This window comes from Roseitalea sp. MMSF_3546 (genome assembly GCF_030732865.1).
In the GTDB taxonomy this organism is placed as follows: domain Bacteria; phylum Pseudomonadota; class Alphaproteobacteria; order Rhizobiales; family Rhizobiaceae; genus Roseitalea.
The window spans coordinates 37843-55185 of sequence record NZ_JASHKB010000020.1; the positions used below are offsets into that span (position 1 = coordinate 37843).

The following is a 17343-nucleotide window of genomic DNA, read 5'->3' on the forward strand; positions in this document are numbered from 1 at the left end:
CCCAAGCGGGGAGAAGGCACAACCCTAGAACGCCGCCTCCGGCAGTGCCATCATCGTTTCGGCGCCCGCCTCGATGCGTGCCACATGGGCCGAGGTTTCCGGCATGACGCGTTCGAAGAAATAGCGCGCCGTCACCAGCTTGTTGTCGTAGAACGCCGCGTCGCCATTGGCGCCGGCCCCGATCTTCTCCTGCGCCGCCTTGGCCTGAAGGCCCCACATGTAGCCCAGCGCGACCAGCCCGAACAGGTGCATGTAGTCGTGGCTGCCCGCGCCGGCGTTTTCCGGTTTGGCCATCGCGTTGTTCACGAACCACATGGTCGCCGCCTGAAGGTCGTTCAGCCCCTTCTTCAGATGTTTGGTGAAGAAGGCCATCTTCTCGTCATGGCGGTTGGCCTCGCAGAAATCGCTCACTTCCCTGAAGAACGCCTGAACGGCGCGGCCGCCATTCATCGCCAGCTTGCGGCCGACCAGGTCGAGCGCCTGGATGCCGTTGGCGCCCTCGTAGATCATGGTGATGCGGGCGTCGCGCACATACTGGCTCATGCCCCATTCCTCGACATAGCCGTGCCCGCCGAAGATCTGCTGCGCCATCACCGCATGGTCGAAGCCCTTGTCGGAAAGCACGCCCTTGATCACCGGCGTCAGCAGGCCCATCATCTCCTCGCTGAGCGCGCGGTCCTGCTCGTCGGGCGCGCGATGGGCGATGTCCGATTTGAGCGCCGCCCACAGGACGAGGGCGCGCCCCGCCTCGTTGAAGGCGCGCATGGTCATCAGATTGCGCCGCACGTCCGGGTGCACGATGATCGGGTCGGCGGGCCGGTCGGGGTGCCTGGGTCCGGACATCGCCCGGCCCTGCAACCGCTCGCGGGCGTAGCCGGCCGCGTTCTGACAGGCCGTCTCGGCGACCGCCAGCCCCTGCAGGCCGACCCACAGCCGGGCCTCGTTCATCATCACGAACATGGCTCTGAGGCCCTTGTGTTCCTCGCCGATCAATTCGCCCGCCGCATCGTCATAGTTCATCACGCAGGTGGCATTGCCGTGAATGCCCATCTTGTCCTCGATCGACCCGCAGGTGACGCCGTTCGCCTCGCCCACCGAACCGTCGGTCCGGACCCGGTATTTGGGCACGATGAACATGGAGATGCCCTTGGTGCCCTGGGGCGCGCCCTCGATTCGGGCAAGCACGAGGTGGACGATGTTCTCGCTCATGTCGTGCTCGCCGGCCGAGATGAAGATCTTCTGGCCGGAAATCTTGTAAGTGCCGTCGCCCTGCGGCACGGCCTTGGTGCGCAACAGACCCAGATCGGTGCCGCAATGGGGCTCGGTCAGGTTCATCGTGCCGGTCCAGCGGCCATCGACCAGCGGCGGCAGATAGGTCGACTTCTGCGCGTCGGTGCCATGGGTCAGGATGGCGGCCATGGCGCCCTGCGTCAGGCCCGAATACATGGTCAGCGCCATGTTGGCGGAGATGAAGTACTCGCCCACCGCGGTGTGCAGCACATAGGGCAGGCCCTGGCCGCCGTAATCGGGGTCGAAGGCGAGCCCGTTCCAGCCGCCCTCGATACAGGTCCGATAGGCCTGCCGGAAGCCGTCCGGCGTCGTCACCGAGCCGTCGTCGTGCCGGGTACAACCCTGCCGGTCGCCGACCTGGTTGAGCGGAAAGAACACGTTCTCCGAAAAGCGTGCCGCTTCGCGCAGCACTGCTTCGACAATCTCGGGCGTGGCGTCGGCAAAGCCGGCCAGGTTGTTGTAGCGCTCGTATTTGAGAACGTCGTTGAGGACGAACAGCGTATCGTTCACCGGGGCGGTGTAGCTCGGCATGGGAGCCTCCAAGGCGTCTGGCATTCGCTGGCCCGCAGCCGGTGGTGCCGCCTGGGCAGGGCCGGGTCGGGCGTCGTCAAGCCACTATCAAATTTTGACGTTTGCGTAAACGTCAAACGGGTGTCGGTCAACGCGATTGTGAAGGCGCTCGATGGCGCGCGCACCGGTGCGGGGGCGAGAACCCATCGGCGCGGCACGCACGAATGCATGGCCCCCGGCGCGGCGCGTCGGGGGCATTCGCCGAAAGCCTGGCGCGGTTGGTGGACGAAGGGCGCGAAGGCGCGGGCAGCGCCCGGTGCGGTCGCCCGTCAGCGGCGCTCGGCGATCATCTGGCGGACGATGCGCAGGGTGCTCACCAGTTCATCGATCGAATTGCTGATCGCCTCGCGCTCGGCATGAAGACGGGCAAGCTGCTTCTCGCCCATCTCGGCGGCGGTCTCCAGTTGCCGCCGATTGTCACCATGGGGCTCGTACATGTCGAGCAGCATGCGGATCTCGTGCAGCGAGAAACCGACGCGCTTGCCCAGCAAGATCAGCTTGAGGCGCGCGCGATCGCGGCGCGTGTAAAGACGGGTGTTGCCGACACGGCGTGGTTCCAGCAGCCCCTTGTCTTCATAAAAGCGAAGCGTGCGCAGGGTGACGCCGAACTCGGCGGCGAGTTCGCCGATCCGGTAGATGTCGTCGAATCTGGAGGCCTGGGCGGCGGGTGCCATGGATGTCATGTCGTGTTCCTTCCCGTCTTCTTGTTGTCTGGCGCCAGCGCCGGCCGACCTGGGCCGGATGCCACGATAGGCGTGGCCGGAGCGTGGTTGCGCCCTGCGGGCGGTGACTGCCCGCACATCCCTGGCCCTACTTCAGGCCAGATCGCGGCGACAGGTTTCCGGACGTTACGCGGAGGTTACACGCGCCCCAGGCGGCGCGATGGGCAAGGTGGCGCCGGCCGCCGCGACGCCCGGCAACGCATCCTGGCGATGGTTAACACTATGTTTACCACGTTGGTTAAAGAGTTGTTCAGGGCCGGTTCGCTTACCTTTCTTGGCGGCAGTCCGGCATGTCAGTCGATGTCGGCCTTTACGGCCACGGTCCGACACCCGGGGGAAACAGGGCATCCATGCGTGATCGATATGACCGCCTTGAGCGCAACCAGCAATCCAGCCAGACCCTGGATCGATTGAGCGATGCGCTCGAGGCGCTGGAGGATCGCGTGGGCATGGCCCGCCCGCGCCGCCAGGCGCCGCGGCCGCGTCCCCGCGACGTCGACGTGGAGGCCATTCGCGCCCGCAATTCCTCGCTCAATGCCGAAAGGGACCGTGCCGAGATGCTGCGGCACGAACTGGCGCGTCTGCGCCAGGACGTCGACAGGCACTTCAAGGCCCGCCCTGCCGCCGATCCCGAAGGACTGCGCGAGGATTTCCGGTCCGAGCGCGGGTCGGCCGGAAATCTGGACGGCCTTCGGGCGGAAATCCGGGCATTGCGCGCCTCGGTGGGCAACATCGATGGCCTGCGCGAGGACATCCGCTCGCTGCAGGCATCGGCCGGCAGCGTCGACGAACTGCGCGAGGACATCCGGGCGCTGCGATCGTCCGGCAGCACATTGTCATCCCTGCGCGACGAGATCGCCGCCCTGCGCCATGCGTCGGGGGATCATCAGGCCTTGCGCGAGGACATCCGTTCGCTGCAGGCCGCGACCGGCAATGTCGACGAACTGCGTCACGAGATTCGCGCGATTCGCCCCCTTGGCGACGATCTTTCGATGATCCGTGCGCAGATCGACGCACTGAAGGCCGACCTGGCCGACGTCGTGCGCCAGGACGCGATGCACGATCTGAGCGACCGCTGGAGCGTCATCGAACGCGAGATCGCGGCGATGCCCCACACGCTCGCCTCGCATGACGATCTCGCGGCGATGGCGGGGCGGATCGACGGCGTCTACGACGCCATCCAGGATCTGCCGCGCTCCACCGCGCTCGACTCGCTCGAGGACCAGCTTCGCGCGCTGGCTCTCGCCGTGGAGCGGCTCGTTGCCCAGGACGATGATTCCGGCCATGGTCGACACGCCGCGATCGAGGCGCGTCTTGACGAGATCAGCCGCGCCATCTCGACGATCCCGGCTGCGCAGCCGGCCCCCTCGGTCGACGCCGATACGATCGACCGCATCGAGGCGCGCGTCGCCGCCCTGGCCAATCAGATCGACCGCGTCGCCGAAAACCAGGCCGGCACCGATCTGGAGGCGCAGTTCGATGCGCTCGCCAGCCGCATCGACGCGCTCCGCCATCATGGCATGACCGTGGGCACGGTGCCCGGCGAGGCCATGGATGCGTTGACCGCCCGCGTCGAGGACATCGCTTCGGCGGTCGAGGAAATCGGCCATATGGGCATTCATCATGCCCAGGTCGCGCCCGATCTGGCCCATCATGTCGACCAGCGGCTGTCGGCTCTTGATGCTCAGCTGCAGACGACGACAGCCATCGCCGAGCGTTCGGCCCAGGACGTCATGCGCTCGGTGGATACGCGCATGGACGAGTTGGCCCGGCTGATCGAGCACAATGGGCGCACCGCGGCGGACCCGCCCTCCATGGCCCATATCGAGCGCCAGCTGGAGGACATCGCCGCCGCCCTTGCCGACGGCGCGGCCAGCGCTTCCGTACAGGCCATCGACACGGAGCGTCTGGAAGCGCAGATCGCCCAGCTTACCGCCGGCCTGCACGCGGACCGCGGCGCCACCGCGCTCGACGACAGCGACATCCTGACCGTTGCCCGCATGGCCGCCGAGGAAGCCATGGCGCGCGCCACCGCCCGCGATGGCGCCGCGCCCGAAGCGCTGGACCGGCTGACCGGCGATCTGCGTGCCCTCGAGACGCTGGCGCGCGACACCGACACCCGCAACAGCCAGACCTTCGAGGCGATCCACGACACGCTGTTGAAGGTCGTCGACCACCTGGCGAGCCTCGAGAGCAATCTGCGCGAAGGCCGGCCGATCGACGTCGATGGCAATGGCCGCCACCCCCATGCCGAGCCGCCGCATGACGAGGCGTCCGGCTTCGAGCCCATGCGGATCGACGATGCTCCGCCGCTGGCCGCTGACATGGGCGCGCGGGGCGGGCCGCCTTCGCCCGCCCGCGCCGCCGCGGCGGCCGCGCTAGCCGCGCTCGACGAGGCGGCCGGGCCGCGCACGTCGCCGCCCCCGGGCGAGGAAAGGCGTTCGATCCTGCGCAACGTCACCGACAAGCTTGCCATCGGCAAGGGCCGTGGCGAAACGGCACCGCAGCAATGGTCCGAGCAGGCGCAGCAATCGGCCGACACGGCACCGCCCGATGTCGTCGATGACCAGCCGATCGAGCCCAGCAACGACCAGATGGCGCTCGCCGACATCATGGCGAGGGTGCGCCAGGAGCGCTCGGGCGAGCCGGGGAACGGGCCGGCGGCCAAGGCGGCGGGCGGCGCCGGCAAGTCCGACTTCATTGCCGCCGCGCGCCGTGCTGCAAAGGCCGCCGCCGCCGACGCCACGGTCGCTGCGCCCAAGCCTCCGGCAGGCAAGGGCAACGCCGCCAGGGGATCGCTGACCGCAATGCTGGCCAGGCGCCGCAAACCGCTCCTGATGGGTGCCGGGGCGATCCTGCTGGCCTTGCTGTCGGTACCGCTGATCCGCGGCCTGTTCGTCGACCCGCAAGTGCAGGCAAGCCGCGTTGCCCAGGAGCCGGCCGCCGTGGTGGACGTCACGCCCGCCGCCGGCGATCGGCCGCAGGCTCAGGACACCACGGCCCAGACCGGTGCGGACGCTGCCGTCGGACCGCAGGTCATCGGCGGCGCGCCCGGGCCGGCCGGTCCGATGCTGCCGGGCGCCGATGGCAGCACGCCCATGTCGCAGGCGGCGGGGCTTGGACAGTCGACCGGGCAGCCCGAAGCCGAGGCACCGGCGGTCGTCGATGTCTCCGCGCCCGCAGCCGGCGCCACGCAGGCCGAAACCGCGCCCGCCCGGACCATGTTCCCGATCGCCGAGATCCCCGACAGTGCCGGCCCGATCGCCCTGCGCGAGGCCGCCGCGAACGGCGACCCCAAGGCGCTTTACGTCCTGGGCGATCATTTCACCGATCGCGGCGACGGCGACATGGCCGAGGCGCTCAAATGGTATGTACGTTCGGCCGAACTGGGCTTTGCGCCGGCGCAGTATCGGGCCGGCAACTTCTACGAAAAGGGCTTTGGGACCGAGCGCGACTACGCCGCGGCAAAGGCCTGGTATCAGCTTGCCGCCGAACAGGGCAATGCCAGTGCCATGCACAATCTTGCGGTGCTGTTTGCCAGCGGCGTCGACGGCCAGCCCGACTTCGATTCCGCCGCGCGCTGGTTCCTGCGGGCGGCCGAACTGGGCGTCCGCGACAGCCAGTTCAATCTGGGCATTCTCGCCGCCAAGGGGCAGGGCGTCGAGCAGAACCTGATCGAGTCCTACAAGTGGTTCGCGCTCGCCGCCAAGAGCGGCGACGAGGACGCGGCGGCCAAGCGCGACGACATCGCCAACGTTCTGCGCCCCGACCAGCTCGAAACCGCGCGCGGCGCGACCGAACTGTGGGAGCCCAGGCAGGTCGACCCGCAGGCCAATGTCGTCACCGTCCCCGATGCATGGCGCACCGACGCCCAGCGCACCGCCGCCACCGGCGAACTGAGCGATGACGACATGCGCCAGGCGATCCGCAACATCCAGGCGATCCTGAACAGCAACGGCTTCGACGCCGGCCCGGTCGACGGCATCATGGGGCAGCGAACGCGCAACGCCATCATGGCCTTCCAGCGGCAGAACGGCATGCAGCCAACCGGCACGGTCGACCAGGCGCTGGTGCAAAAGCTCATCGCGATCAACGGCGCCAGCGGCTGATCGCCCGCGCCCGATCCTGCGCGCCGGCGCGCCCTTCGGCCATCGAACGCCGGAGACTGGCGTGGATTTGTGCACCGCAATTGACTTGCCGTTCCGCGCGGCGCATGAGGGTGCGCGAAATCCTCTGAGCGCGATCGGGTCCGCCATCGGCTGATCCGGCCTGCGGGCGGCGTGTCGGCTGCGTGACCGATATGCGGGCCCGACGGTCCCGGTCACGCTCCGAATGCATCTGGCCCGGAACCGGCCGCCATCATCGAACACGCTTGCCGCGCTCGGTGTCAGATCCGGTGTCGGGCCGCAAACCCGTGGCCGCCCGCCCTGGAGTGAACCGTGGCGCTTTACCTGCCGATCGCCGAAATGTCGGTGAACATGCTCATTCTGCTCGGCATGGGTGCGGCTGTCGGATTTCTTTCGGGCATGTTCGGCGTCGGCGGCGGCTTTCTGATCACCCCGCTCCTGATCTTCTACAACATCCCCCCCGCCGTGGCCGTGGCGACCGGCGCCAACCAGATCGTCGCCTCCTCGGTTTCGGGCGTGCTGTCCCACCTCAAGCGCGGCGGGGTCGACTTCAAGCTGGGCACGGTGTTGCTGGTCGGCGGTCTCGCCGGCTCGTCGCTGGGCGTTTACATCTATTCGCTCCTGCGCGGGGTCGGCCAGCTCGACCTGATCGTCTCGCTCTTGTACGTCATCTTTCTGGGCACGGTCGGCGGTCTGATGCTGTTCGAGAGCGTTCGGGCGCTGCGCCGGGCGCGCACCGGCCGAACGCCCTCGCTGCGGCGGCCCGGACAGCACAACTGGGTCCACAAGCTGCCCTTCAAGATGCGCTTCAAGGCCTCCCGGCTCTATGTCAGCGTGATCCCGGTGCTGGGGCTGGGCGCGATCATCGGCATGCTGGCGGCGATCATGGGCGTGGGCGGCGGCTTCATCATGGTGCCGGCGATGATCTACCTGCTCAAGGTGCCGACCAATGTCGTCATCGGGACCTCGCTGTTCCAGATCATCTTCGTCGCCGCCTTCACCACGGTTGTGCAGGCGGTGGCCAACCAGACCGTCGACGTGGTGCTGGCGCTGCTGCTGATGATCGGCGGCGTTGCCGGCGCGCAATATGGCGCCCGGGCCGGCCAGCGCCTGCGCGGCGAGCAGCTGCGCGCCATGCTTGCCATTCTCGTGTTGCTGGTCGCGCTGCGCCTTGCCTATGAGTTGTTCGTGGTGCCCAACGAACTGTTCAGCATCACCGTGGGAGGCCTGCCATGAGCGCGCGCTGCCCGATGATCGGCATGCTCGTCCTGCTCGCCATCGCCGCGATGGCCGGCGGGCCTGCCCGCGCCCAGCCGCAGGGGGCCGAACAGCCGCCGGCGCAGGCCGAGCCCGTCGCTCCGGCCGACGAGGAGGCCGCGCGCGCCAACGCGGCCGCGCAGGCCCGCACGCCCGAACGCATCGATATCGGCCTGTCCAAGGAGGTGGTCGAGATCACCTCGGACTTCGCCGGCGAGGCGCTGATCATCTTTGGCGCGATCGACAATGCCGACACGCGGGTCCAGCGCCAGGGCCATTACGACATCTTCGTGGTTCTCGAAGGGCCGCGCGCCGATCTGGTCACCCGCCGCAAGGCGCGCGTGTTCGGTATCTGGATGAACGTCGAAAGCCAGACATTCGAAACCGCGCCGCAATCCTACCTGATCGCCTCGACGCGCTTTGCCCGCGACATCGCCGCCGGCGAGACGCTGTCCCGGCTGGCGCTGAATGTCGATGACGTTCGCCTCAGGCCGAGCGCCGCCGAACCCCATGTGCACGATGTCGACATGTTCGTCTCCGCGCTGCGGCGGCTCAAGCGGCGCGCCGGCCTGTACCAGGAGTTTCCGGGGGGCGTGCAGTTCATTTCGCAGTCGCTGTTTCGGGCCGAACTGCGCCTGCCGGCCAATGTGCCGCTGGGCACCCATCGCGCCCAGGCTTATCTGTTCCGCAACGGCGTCCTGGTCGCGCAGACCGGCGCGCCCGTGCGCATCGCCAAGGCGGGCTTCGAGTTCGCGGTCTCCGATTTCGCCCGCAACCAGCCGCTGTATTACGGCCTTGCGGCCGTTCTGCTGGCGCTGATCGTCGGCTGGCTGGGGCGCATCCTGTTCAGGAGGGACTGACGTGGTCCTGAAGAACCGCCAGGCCTGGGAAAGCCGCATTCCGCTTGCGCTCGCGCTTTCGGGCTTCGTGCCGTTCGCGGTGCTCACCGGCGCGCAGTTCGTTCCGGGCGCGACCTTCGCCCAGACGACCGGCCTGGTCGCGCTCAAGGTGTATGCGGCGATCATCCTGTCGTTCCTGGGCGGCATTCGCTGGGGCATTGCCGTCAACCACGCCGAGCGGGACACGGCGGTGCCGGCGCTGTTCGTGTCGGTCATGCCCTCGCTTTGGGGTTGGGCCGCGTTCTTTGCGCCGTCCGGCTGGGGTTTCGTCATGTTCGCGGCAGGATTCGCCGCAATGGGCTGGTGGGACCGCGCGCTGGTCGCCAAGGGCGGGGCGCCGCGCTGGTTCGGCCTGCTGCGCACCGTGCTGACCTGGCTCGTGACGCCGACCATGCTGGCGGCGGCGCTTTCGCAAATCGTGTGAAGGCGCCTTATCCGATCAGATCCCGGGCCGCGATGGGAAAGATCCGGTCGACCCCCTGCATGTAGGCCAGCAGCGCCGCCGGCCTGAACAGGCCGGAAAAGGCGCGGTCGCGCACGTTCAGCCCGCCCGCATAGGCGCCGAAGGCGGGCATGACGAGCCGCGTGCCATCGCAGGCGAAACACGACCGGCGCACCGACTTGCCGCGCCCGCGCGCGATCGCGGCGGGGTGGTAGTGGCCAGAGACCTCCGCTCCGTCATGGCCGGGCTCGGCGATATGGCGGAAGGTCAGCGCGCCGAGCGTCAGGCTGCTGGCGGCCTCGCCGGGCACGTTGCGCGGCGGCGAGGGATCGTGATTGCCGGTGACCCAGACCATGGTTCGCCCGGCGGCGAGCGCCTCGATCGCCCGCACTGCCGACGCCTCGAGGCTGTCGCTCGCCTGGTCGTCGTGGAAGCCGTCGCCCAGGCTGACGATCACCTTGGGATCGTATTTGGCGACGAGGGCGGCCAGCCGCGCCAGCGTGGCGGTCGTGTCGTAGGGTGGCAGGAACATGCGCCGGCGCGCGAACGATGCACCCTTTTCAAGGTGCAGATCGGCGACGACCAGCATGCGCGGCGCAACGAAATAGGCGATGCCGGCCGGGTCGAGCAGGGCGCGCTCGCCGCCCAGATCGAGCGCAAATGCCTGCGCCGTCTGCATTGTGTGGCCAACGTCAATCGCCGGCTGCATCGGTTCCGCCCACCATGTCCTCTCCCATCGCCTCGCGCACGAGATCCTCGGTCGCCGCCGCCTTTTCGGCGAGCAGCGCGTCGTCCGTCTCAGCCGAGATCACCGGCTCCTTGCCGATTTCCAGCATCACCGGCACGGCCAGCGGCGAGATGCGATCGAGCCTCTTATGCACGATTCGCCCCTCGATGCGAGAGAGCAGGTCATTGACCCGGCCGACATCGAGATAGCCCGCGCGCGCATCGTTGCGGGTCGCCTGCAGCAGGATGTGGTCGGGCTCGTGGCTGCGCAGCACGTCGTAGACGAGGTCGGTGGAGACGGTCACCTGCCGGCCCGACTTCTCCTTGCCCGGATGGCGCTTGTCGATGAGCCCGGCGATCAGCGCGCAATGGCGGAAGGTGCGCTTGAACACGAAGCTTTCGTCGAGCCAGGCCTCCAGATCGTCGCCCAGCATGTCCTGCGCGAACAGCTCGGTCAGCGACAGGCTCCTGTCGGCGATCATCGCGCCCATGTCGCGCAGGCCCCAGATCGAGATCGCATAGTCGGAGGCGACAAAGCCGAGCGGCCGCGCCCGCGCGCGCTCCAGACGGCGCGTGAGCAGCATGCACAGCGTCTGGTGCGCCAGCCGCCCCTCGAACGGATAGGCGACCATGTAGAACCGGTCGCCGCGCGGAAAGGTCTCGACCAGCATGTCGTCGGCGCCGGGCACAACGGATTTCAGCTTCTGGTAGCCGAGCCATTCGGAGACCTGCTCGGGCAGCCGGTGCCACCGGGCGGGGTCGGCGAGCATGGCGCGCACCTGCGCCGAAAGATAGGTCGTCGTGGGAAACTTGCCGCCCATATAGGCTGGCACCCTGGCATCGCGCGTGTCGGCGTTGGAGACGTAGCATTCGTTCTCGCGGATGCCCTCGAAGCGCAGCACCTTGCCGGCGAACAGAAAGGTGTCGCCCCAGGTCAGCTGTTCGAGGAACACCTCCTCGATCTTGCCGAGCACGCGGCCGCCGCGTGCCTTGCCGCCGGCGCCGGGGCGCGTCAGCCGCACGGCGAGTTCGGGCGCCTCGATGATCGTACCGGCATTGAGCCGGTATTGCTGGGCGACCGAAGGGTGGGCGATGCGCCAGCGACCGTCCTTGCCGTGCCTGATGCGTGCATAGCGCTCATAGGAGGCGAGCGCATAGCCGCCATGGGCGACGAAATGCACGCACCGGTCGAAGGTCTCGCGCGGCAGGTCCTGATAGGGCGCGGCGCTGGTGACTTCGGCGAACAGCGCGTCGGCGTGAAAGGGCGCCGAACATGCCATGCCCAGGATGTGCTGGCACAGGACGTCGAGCGCGCCCCGGCCGATGGGCGGTGTGTCCTGGGCGCCCAGATAGTTGGCGTCGAGCGCGGCCTGGCATTCCATCACCTCGAACCGGTTGGCCGGCACCAGGATGGCCTTGGACGGCTCGTCCATGCGGTGATTGGCGCGGCCGATGCGCTGGGCGAGACGGCTGGCGCCCTTGGGCGAGCCGACATGGACGACCAGATCGACATCGCCCCAGTCGATGCCCAGATCGAGCGTCGAGGTGGCGACCACCGCGCGCAGCGCGTTCTGCGCCATCGCCGCCTCCACCCGCCGCCGCTGGCCGACATCGAGGGAGCCATGGTGCAGCGCGATCGGCAGGCTGTCCTCGTTCAGCGTCCACAGCGCCTGGAAGATCAGTTCGGCCTGCGACCGTGTGTTGACGAAGACCAGCGTCGTCCGGTGCGCCCTGATCGCCTCATACACCTCGGGCAGTGCATAGCGCGCAGAATGGCCCGACCACGGCACCCGCTCGACCGATTTCAGGATCGTGATCTCGGGCTTCGCGCCACCCGAGACCGTGATCAGTTCGGCCATGGGCCGCCGGTCCGGCGCCTGCGCCACCAGCCAGCGGCGCAGCTCGTCCGGTTCGGCGACCGTCGCCGACAGGCCGATGGTCTGCAGCGATGGCCGCAATGCGCGCAACCGCGCCAGCCCCAGCGCCAGCAACTGCCCGCGCTTGGAGGTGACGAGCGAGTGCAATTCGTCGAAGATCACGTAGCGCAGATCGGCGAAGAACCGGTCGGCATCCTTGTGCGACAACAGCAGCGCCACCTGCTCGGGCGTCGTCAGCAATATGTCGGGCGGGTTCAGCTTCTGGCGCTGCCGCCGGGAGGCCGGCGTGTCGCCGGTGCGCGTTTCGATCTTCACCGGCAGATCCATGTCCGAGATCGGCATGCCCAGATTGCGCGCGATATCCACCGCCAGCGCCTTGAGCGGCGAGACATAGAGCGTGTGCACGCCGGGCCAGATCGTGCCGGGCCTGGGCTTGCCGCGGCGGGCGAGATCGACCAGCGCCGGCAGGAACCCGGCCAGCGTCTTGCCCGCCCCGGTCGGCGCGATCAGCAGCGTCGAAAGGCCCGCCTCGGCCTTGGCCAGCAGTTCGAGCTGGTGCGCGCGCGGCTGCCAGCCCCTTGTGGCGAACCAGCCAAGGAACGGCTCGGGCAGCGAGACCATGTCCGCCTGGGCGGTGTTGGGGGGTGTGACGGAGCGCATCGGCGCCGACCATAGCGTTCGCCAAAAGTTCCGCAATCGGCTTGCGTGAAAAAGGCCGGCATCTATCTTCGGGCCCATGAAACCCGAAGCGCTTCTGCATCCGACCGCAAAGGGGCTCTACTGCCCGCCCGGCGATTTCTACATCGATCCGGTCAGGCCGGTCGACCGGGCGCTGATCACGCACGGCCATGCCGACCATGCGCGCGCCGGCCACGGCCATGTGATGGCGACGCGCGAGACGCTCGACATCATGGGTATCCGCTATGGCGAAAATTTCGCCGGCGCCACGCAGGAAGCCGCCTATGGCGAGGTGGTCACGATCAATGGCGTGACCGTTTCCTGGCACCCGGCCGGCCACGTGCTCGGCTCGGCGCAGATCGCCGTCGAGAAGGGTGGCACGCGCATCGTCGCCTCGGGCGACTACAAGCGGCGGCCCGATCCGACCTGCACGGGGTTCGACCTCGTGCCGTGCGATGTCTTCATCACCGAGGCGACGTTCGGCCTGCCGGTCTTCACCCATCCCGACGATGCCGGCGAAATCGCCCGTCTGATGGAAAGCCTTGCCCGGTTTCCCGAGCGCGCCCATCTGGTCGGCGCCTATGCGCTCGGCAAGGCGCAGCGGGTCATCGCGCTGATCCGCCAGGCCGGTTACGCCGAGACCATCTTCATCCACGGCGCGATGGAAAAGCTCTGCGCCTACTACCGGGACCGCGGCATCGATCTGGGTCCGCTGGCGCCGGCGACGATCGAAAAGGGCGCAAAGGACCAGTTTGCCGGCAAAGTGATCGTCGGCCCGCCTTCTGCCTTTGCCGACCGCTGGGCACGGCGCTTTCCCGATCCGGTCGCCTGTTTCGCCTCGGGCTGGATGCGCGTGCGCCAGCGCGCCAGGCAAAGGGGCGTCGAACTGCCGCTGATCATCTCGGACCATTCGGACTGGGACGAGCTGACCGAGACCATCCGCGACACCGGCGCGTCCGAGGTCTGGGTCACGCACGGCCGCGAGGAGGCGCTGGTGCGCTGGTGCGAACTGCACCAGATCCGGGCCCGGCCGCTAAATCTGGTCGGTTATGAGGACGAGGCGGAGTGATGGTTTGCGCGGCGGCAACACCCCCCTCTGTCCCTGACGGGACATCTCCCCCACAAGGGGGGAGAGTGGGAGCCGGGGTCCGCAACACCCGCCTGCTCTCCCCCCTTGTGGGGGAGATGTCGGCTATGCCGACAGAGGGGGGTGTCGTCGTGTCGGCACGATGGCTGGCGGCATGAAACCCTTCGCCGAACTGCTCGACCGGTTGGTCCTCACCCCGTCGCGCAACGCCAAGCTGCGTCTGCTGGTCGACTATGTCGCCGCGACGCCCGATCCCGACCGCGGCTATGCCATCGCCGCGATCACCCGCGATCTCGACATTCCCTCGGTCAAGCCGGCGATGATCCGCGCACTGGTCGCCGAGCGCGTCGATCCGGTGCTGTTCGGCTATTCGTATGATTTCGTCGGCGATCTGGCGGAGACGGTGAGCCTGATCTGGCCGGGCGAGCGAGAGCCCCCGTCACCCTCCCCCTTGAGGGGAGGGTCGACGCGCAGCGTCGGGGTGGGGGTGAGCGATGGTGAAGAACCCCCACCCGGTTCGGCTCGCTTACGCGATCCTCACCGACCTCCCCTCAAGGGGGAGGTGAAGGATGCGGACCTCTCCCTCGCCACCATCGTCGAAACCCTGCAGAAGACCTCCCGTTCAGACGCACCGAAGCTGGTCGCGGCGATGCTCGATGCGCTCGATCCGCCCGGCCGCTACGCGCTTTTGAAGCTGATCACCGGCGGCATGCGCGTCGGCGTGTCCTCGCGCCTGGTCAAGCAGGCGCTGGCCGATTACGGGCAAAAGGACGTCACCGAGATCGAGGAACTCTGGCACGGGCTTCAGATCCCCTATGCCGACCTGTTCGCCTGGCTCGACGGCACCGGTCCCAAGCCCGAAAGCGCGGCGGCCGCGCCGTTCCGGCCGGTCATGCTGGCCAATCCGACCGATCTCGATGAACTGGCCCGCTACGATCCGGCCGATTATCTCGCCGAATGGAAATGGGACGGCATCCGCGTGCAGGCGACCGCCGAGCGCGGCGTCGCGCGGATTTATTCGCGCACGGGCGATGACATCTCGCACGCCTTTCCGGACCTTCTTGCCGCGATGGATTTCGACGGCGCGATCGACGGCGAACTGCTGGTCGGCCATTACGAGGACGGCGCGATCCGCGTCGGCGCCTTCGGCGACCTGCAGCAAAGGCTGAACCGCAAGACGGTCTCAGCCAAGCAGCAGGCGAAGTTCCCCGCCCTCGTGCGCGCTTACGATCTTTTGCAGGAGGGCGAAGACGACCTCCGCCCACTGCCCTTCGAAGCCCGCCGCGCCCGGCTCGAGGCGTTCGTCGCCGACCTGCCGGCCGACCGGTTCGACCTGTCGGCGCTGGTGCCGTTCTCCACCTGGGACGAGATCGGCCGGATGCGCAACGCCGCGCCCGAACCGGTGATCGAGGGGCTGATGCTCAAGCGGCGCGACAGCGCCTATGTGCCCGGCCGGCCCAAGGGGCCCTGGTTCAAGTACAAGCGCGACCCGTTCCTGATCGACGCGGTGCTGATGTACGCCCAGCGCGGGCACGGCAAGCGATCGTCCTTCTATTCGGACTACACCTTCGGCGTCTGGACCGGCGCGGCGGACGATCCGGCCCTGGTGCCGGTCGGCAAGGCCTATTTCGGCTTCACCGACGCCGAGCTCAGACAGATCGACAAATATGTGCGCGACAATACGATCGAGCGGTTCGGCCCGGTGCGCTCGGTGCGCGCCGAGCCCGACCATGGCCTGGTGCTGGAGGTTGCCTTCGAGGGGCTGAACCGGTCGGCGCGGCACAAATCGGGCGTCGCCATGCGCTTTCCGCGCATTGCGCGGCTCAGATGGGACAAGCCGCCGCACGAGGCCGACCGGCTCGAAACGCTCGAGGCGATGCTCGATTGAGCTTCTTGTCATCGCCGCATTTTCGGCCTAGCTCGGCGGCGCGAGGACAATGGAGCCGCATGCCATGAACACCAATCGCCTGCTCGGCGACAGCCTTGGCCGCACCATCATCAAGCTGCTGGTGATATCGCTGCTCGTCGGCATGGTGATGAGCGTGTTCGAGATCGCCCCGCTCGACGTGTTCGTAGCGGTGCGCGATTTCGTCGTCAATCTGTGGGAAAGCGGCTGGGCAGCGCTCGGCCGGTTCGGCGACTGGTTGATTCTGGGCGCGAGCGTCGTCATTCCGATCTTCATCGTCATCCGCATTCTGAACTACCGAAGGAGCTGAGATGATCGCACGGCGCGCGCTGGTCCTCGGCGGCGGGGCGACGCTGCTCGCCGGCTGCACCTCGCTGGATGCACTGTTCGGCTCGCTCGACCTGCCGGCCGACGTCGTCACGCGCAAGGCGCTCGGTCAGATCAACGATCTGCGCAGGAGCCAGGGCCTCGATCCGGTGCGGCCGGACCGGGCGGCCGAGCGTGCCGCGCTCGATGCGGCGCGCACCATGGCCCGGCGCGGGCGCATGGAGCATGGCGATTTCCTCACCCGCGTGCGCCGCAACGGCGTCGATGGCGGGGCGGCCGAGAACATCGCGCGCGGCCAGCCCGATGTCGAGACGGTGATGACCGTTTGGATCCGCTCGTCCGGTCACCGCAGGAACATGCTCGGCGACTTTTCCGGGCTGGGCGTCGCCGTGGCGCGCAATCCGGACACCGACAACCGACCCTACTGGGCGATGGTGCTGACGACCTGACCGGTCACCAGGCGAATTCGGCGGCGACGCGATGCAGCGTGGCGTGGCGGCGCGCCAGCGCGTCGATATCGCGGTCATAGCCACCCCCGATGACGCCGCACACCGGCACGCCGCGCGCGCGGAAATGAGCGATCACCATGCGCTCGCGCGCTTCCAGCCCGTGATCGGTCAGCGACAGCCGGCCGAGCCGGTCGTCGCGATGCACATCGACGCCGGCATTGTAAAAGACGATGTCCGGCGCCGGTACGCGCCCGCGCAGCTCCTCGAGCGCCAGCGCCAGCGTCTTCAGATAGGCCGCATCCTCCATGGCGTCTGGCAGGCCGAGGTCGAAGTCGGAGACCTGCTTGCGCACGGGATAGTTCTTCTGGGCATGCAGCGAGGCGGTGAAGACGCGATCGTCGCCGGCGAAGATCTCCGCGGTGCCGTCGCCCTGATGCACGTCGAGATCGACGACCAGCGCGTTCGCGATCTCTCCGGCCGCCAGCAGCACCAGCGCCGCCACGGCGACGTCGTTGAAGGTGCAGAAACCGGCCCCTTGCGCGCGGCGCGCATGGTGGCTGCCGCCGGCCGTGTTGCAGGCAATGCCGCACTCGAGCGCCAGGCGGGCGGCCATTACCGTGCCGGTCGTCGCGCAACGGGCCCGCAGCGCCGTGCGTTCGTTCACCTCGAAGCCGATTTCGCGGCCGACCTGTTCGGGCACGGCGGCGGCGAAGACCTGGTCGACATAGGCCGCCTCATGGGCGAGCTTGACCCATGCGGCCGGCGCCGGCCCCGGCACGATGAACGTGCCGGGCGCGGCAAGCCCTTCCTCGATCAGCACCTCGGCCAGGCGCGCATATTTGCGCATCGGAAAGCGGTGCCCGGCCGGGAAGCGGGCGTCATAGGAAGGGTTGTGCACGATGGGCAGCGGCATCGCCGCAAAAGGTAGGCCCGACCACCGCAAATGCAATCGCGCCCGCCCTGCCATGGCTTGCCGGGGCCGCGCC

13 protein-coding genes are annotated in these 17343 nt (G+C 68.2%); 8 read left to right on the forward strand and 5 right to left on the reverse strand.

Annotation, left to right across the window (positions count from 1 at the left end; genetic code table 11):
• Positions 1 to 24: 24 nt before the first annotated feature.
• Positions 25 to 1821 (reverse strand): acyl-CoA dehydrogenase C-terminal domain-containing protein, encoded by a 1797-nt coding sequence (locus RBB34_RS14855; protein WP_306120016.1) that lies wholly within the window; start codon positions 1819 to 1821, stop codon positions 25 to 27.
• A 308-nt stretch (positions 1822 to 2129) separates the two neighbouring features.
• The gene (locus RBB34_RS14860) at positions 2130 to 2543 is read right to left on the reverse strand and encodes a MerR family DNA-binding transcriptional regulator (RefSeq protein ID WP_306120017.1); all 414 of its coding nucleotides are present in this window, start codon (positions 2541 to 2543) and stop codon (positions 2130 to 2132) included.
• 389 nt (positions 2544 to 2932) lie between these two features.
• Between RBB34_RS14860 and RBB34_RS14865 the strand changes: the two genes are divergently transcribed.
• The 4 genes from RBB34_RS14865 to RBB34_RS14880 all read left to right on the forward strand — a co-directional run bounded on the left by RBB34_RS14865 (position 2933) and on the right by RBB34_RS14880 (position 9289).
• Entirely contained in the window at positions 2933 to 6691 is a 3759-nt protein-coding gene (locus RBB34_RS14865; protein WP_306120018.1) for a peptidoglycan-binding protein, read from the forward strand.
• 330 nt (positions 6692 to 7021) lie between these two features.
• Positions 7022 to 7945 (forward strand): sulfite exporter TauE/SafE family protein, encoded by a 924-nt coding sequence (locus RBB34_RS14870; protein WP_306120019.1) that lies wholly within the window; start codon positions 7022 to 7024, stop codon positions 7943 to 7945.
• Entirely contained in the window at positions 7942 to 8826 is an 885-nt protein-coding gene (locus RBB34_RS14875; protein ID WP_306120020.1) for a TIGR02186 family protein, read from the forward strand. The genes RBB34_RS14870 and RBB34_RS14875 overlap by 4 nt, the downstream gene beginning before the upstream one ends.
• Before the next feature lies 1 nt (position 8827).
• On the forward strand, positions 8828 to 9289 hold the full coding sequence (locus RBB34_RS14880) for a DUF3429 domain-containing protein (RefSeq protein WP_306120021.1): 462 nt from the start codon (positions 8828 to 8830) through the stop codon (positions 9287 to 9289).
• 7 nt (positions 9290 to 9296) lie between these two features.
• On the opposite strand, the gene pdeM is transcribed toward RBB34_RS14880, so the two are convergent.
• Entirely contained in the window at positions 9297 to 9986 is a 690-nt protein-coding gene (gene pdeM, locus RBB34_RS14885) for a ligase-associated DNA damage response endonuclease PdeM (protein WP_306120022.1), read from the reverse strand.
• A gap of 13 nt (positions 9987 to 9999) precedes the next feature.
• The gene (locus tag RBB34_RS14890; RefSeq protein WP_306120023.1) at positions 10000 to 12570 is read right to left on the reverse strand and encodes a ligase-associated DNA damage response DEXH box helicase; all 2571 of its coding nucleotides are present in this window, start codon (positions 12568 to 12570) and stop codon (positions 10000 to 10002) included.
• 76 nt (positions 12571 to 12646) lie between these two features.
• Between RBB34_RS14890 and RBB34_RS14895 the strand changes: the two genes are divergently transcribed.
• From RBB34_RS14895 to RBB34_RS14910, 4 genes are all read left to right on the forward strand, one after another.
• A complete protein-coding gene (locus RBB34_RS14895) occupies positions 12647 to 13657 on the forward strand; it encodes a ligase-associated DNA damage response exonuclease (RefSeq protein WP_306120024.1) in 1011 nt (336 codons plus the stop codon).
• Between the two features lie 172 nt (positions 13658 to 13829).
• A complete protein-coding gene (locus RBB34_RS14900) occupies positions 13830 to 15563 on the forward strand; it encodes a cisplatin damage response ATP-dependent DNA ligase (protein WP_306120025.1) in 1734 nt (577 codons plus the stop codon).
• 64 nt (positions 15564 to 15627) lie between these two features.
• A complete protein-coding gene (locus RBB34_RS14905; RefSeq protein WP_306120026.1) occupies positions 15628 to 15891 on the forward strand; it encodes a DUF6460 domain-containing protein in 264 nt (87 codons plus the stop codon).
• A 1-nt stretch (position 15892) separates the two neighbouring features.
• Positions 15893 to 16357, forward strand: coding sequence for a CAP domain-containing protein (locus RBB34_RS14910; RefSeq protein WP_306120027.1), 465 nt, complete (start codon positions 15893 to 15895; stop codon positions 16355 to 16357).
• A gap of 4 nt (positions 16358 to 16361) precedes the next feature.
• Here the strand turns inward: RBB34_RS14910 and RBB34_RS14915 are convergent, their stop codons facing one another.
• Positions 16362 to 17270: a histone deacetylase gene (locus tag RBB34_RS14915; RefSeq protein ID WP_306120028.1), complete on the reverse strand. Its 909-nt coding sequence runs from the start codon at positions 17268 to 17270 to the stop codon at positions 16362 to 16364.
• Between the last annotated feature and the right edge of the window lie 73 nt (positions 17271 to 17343).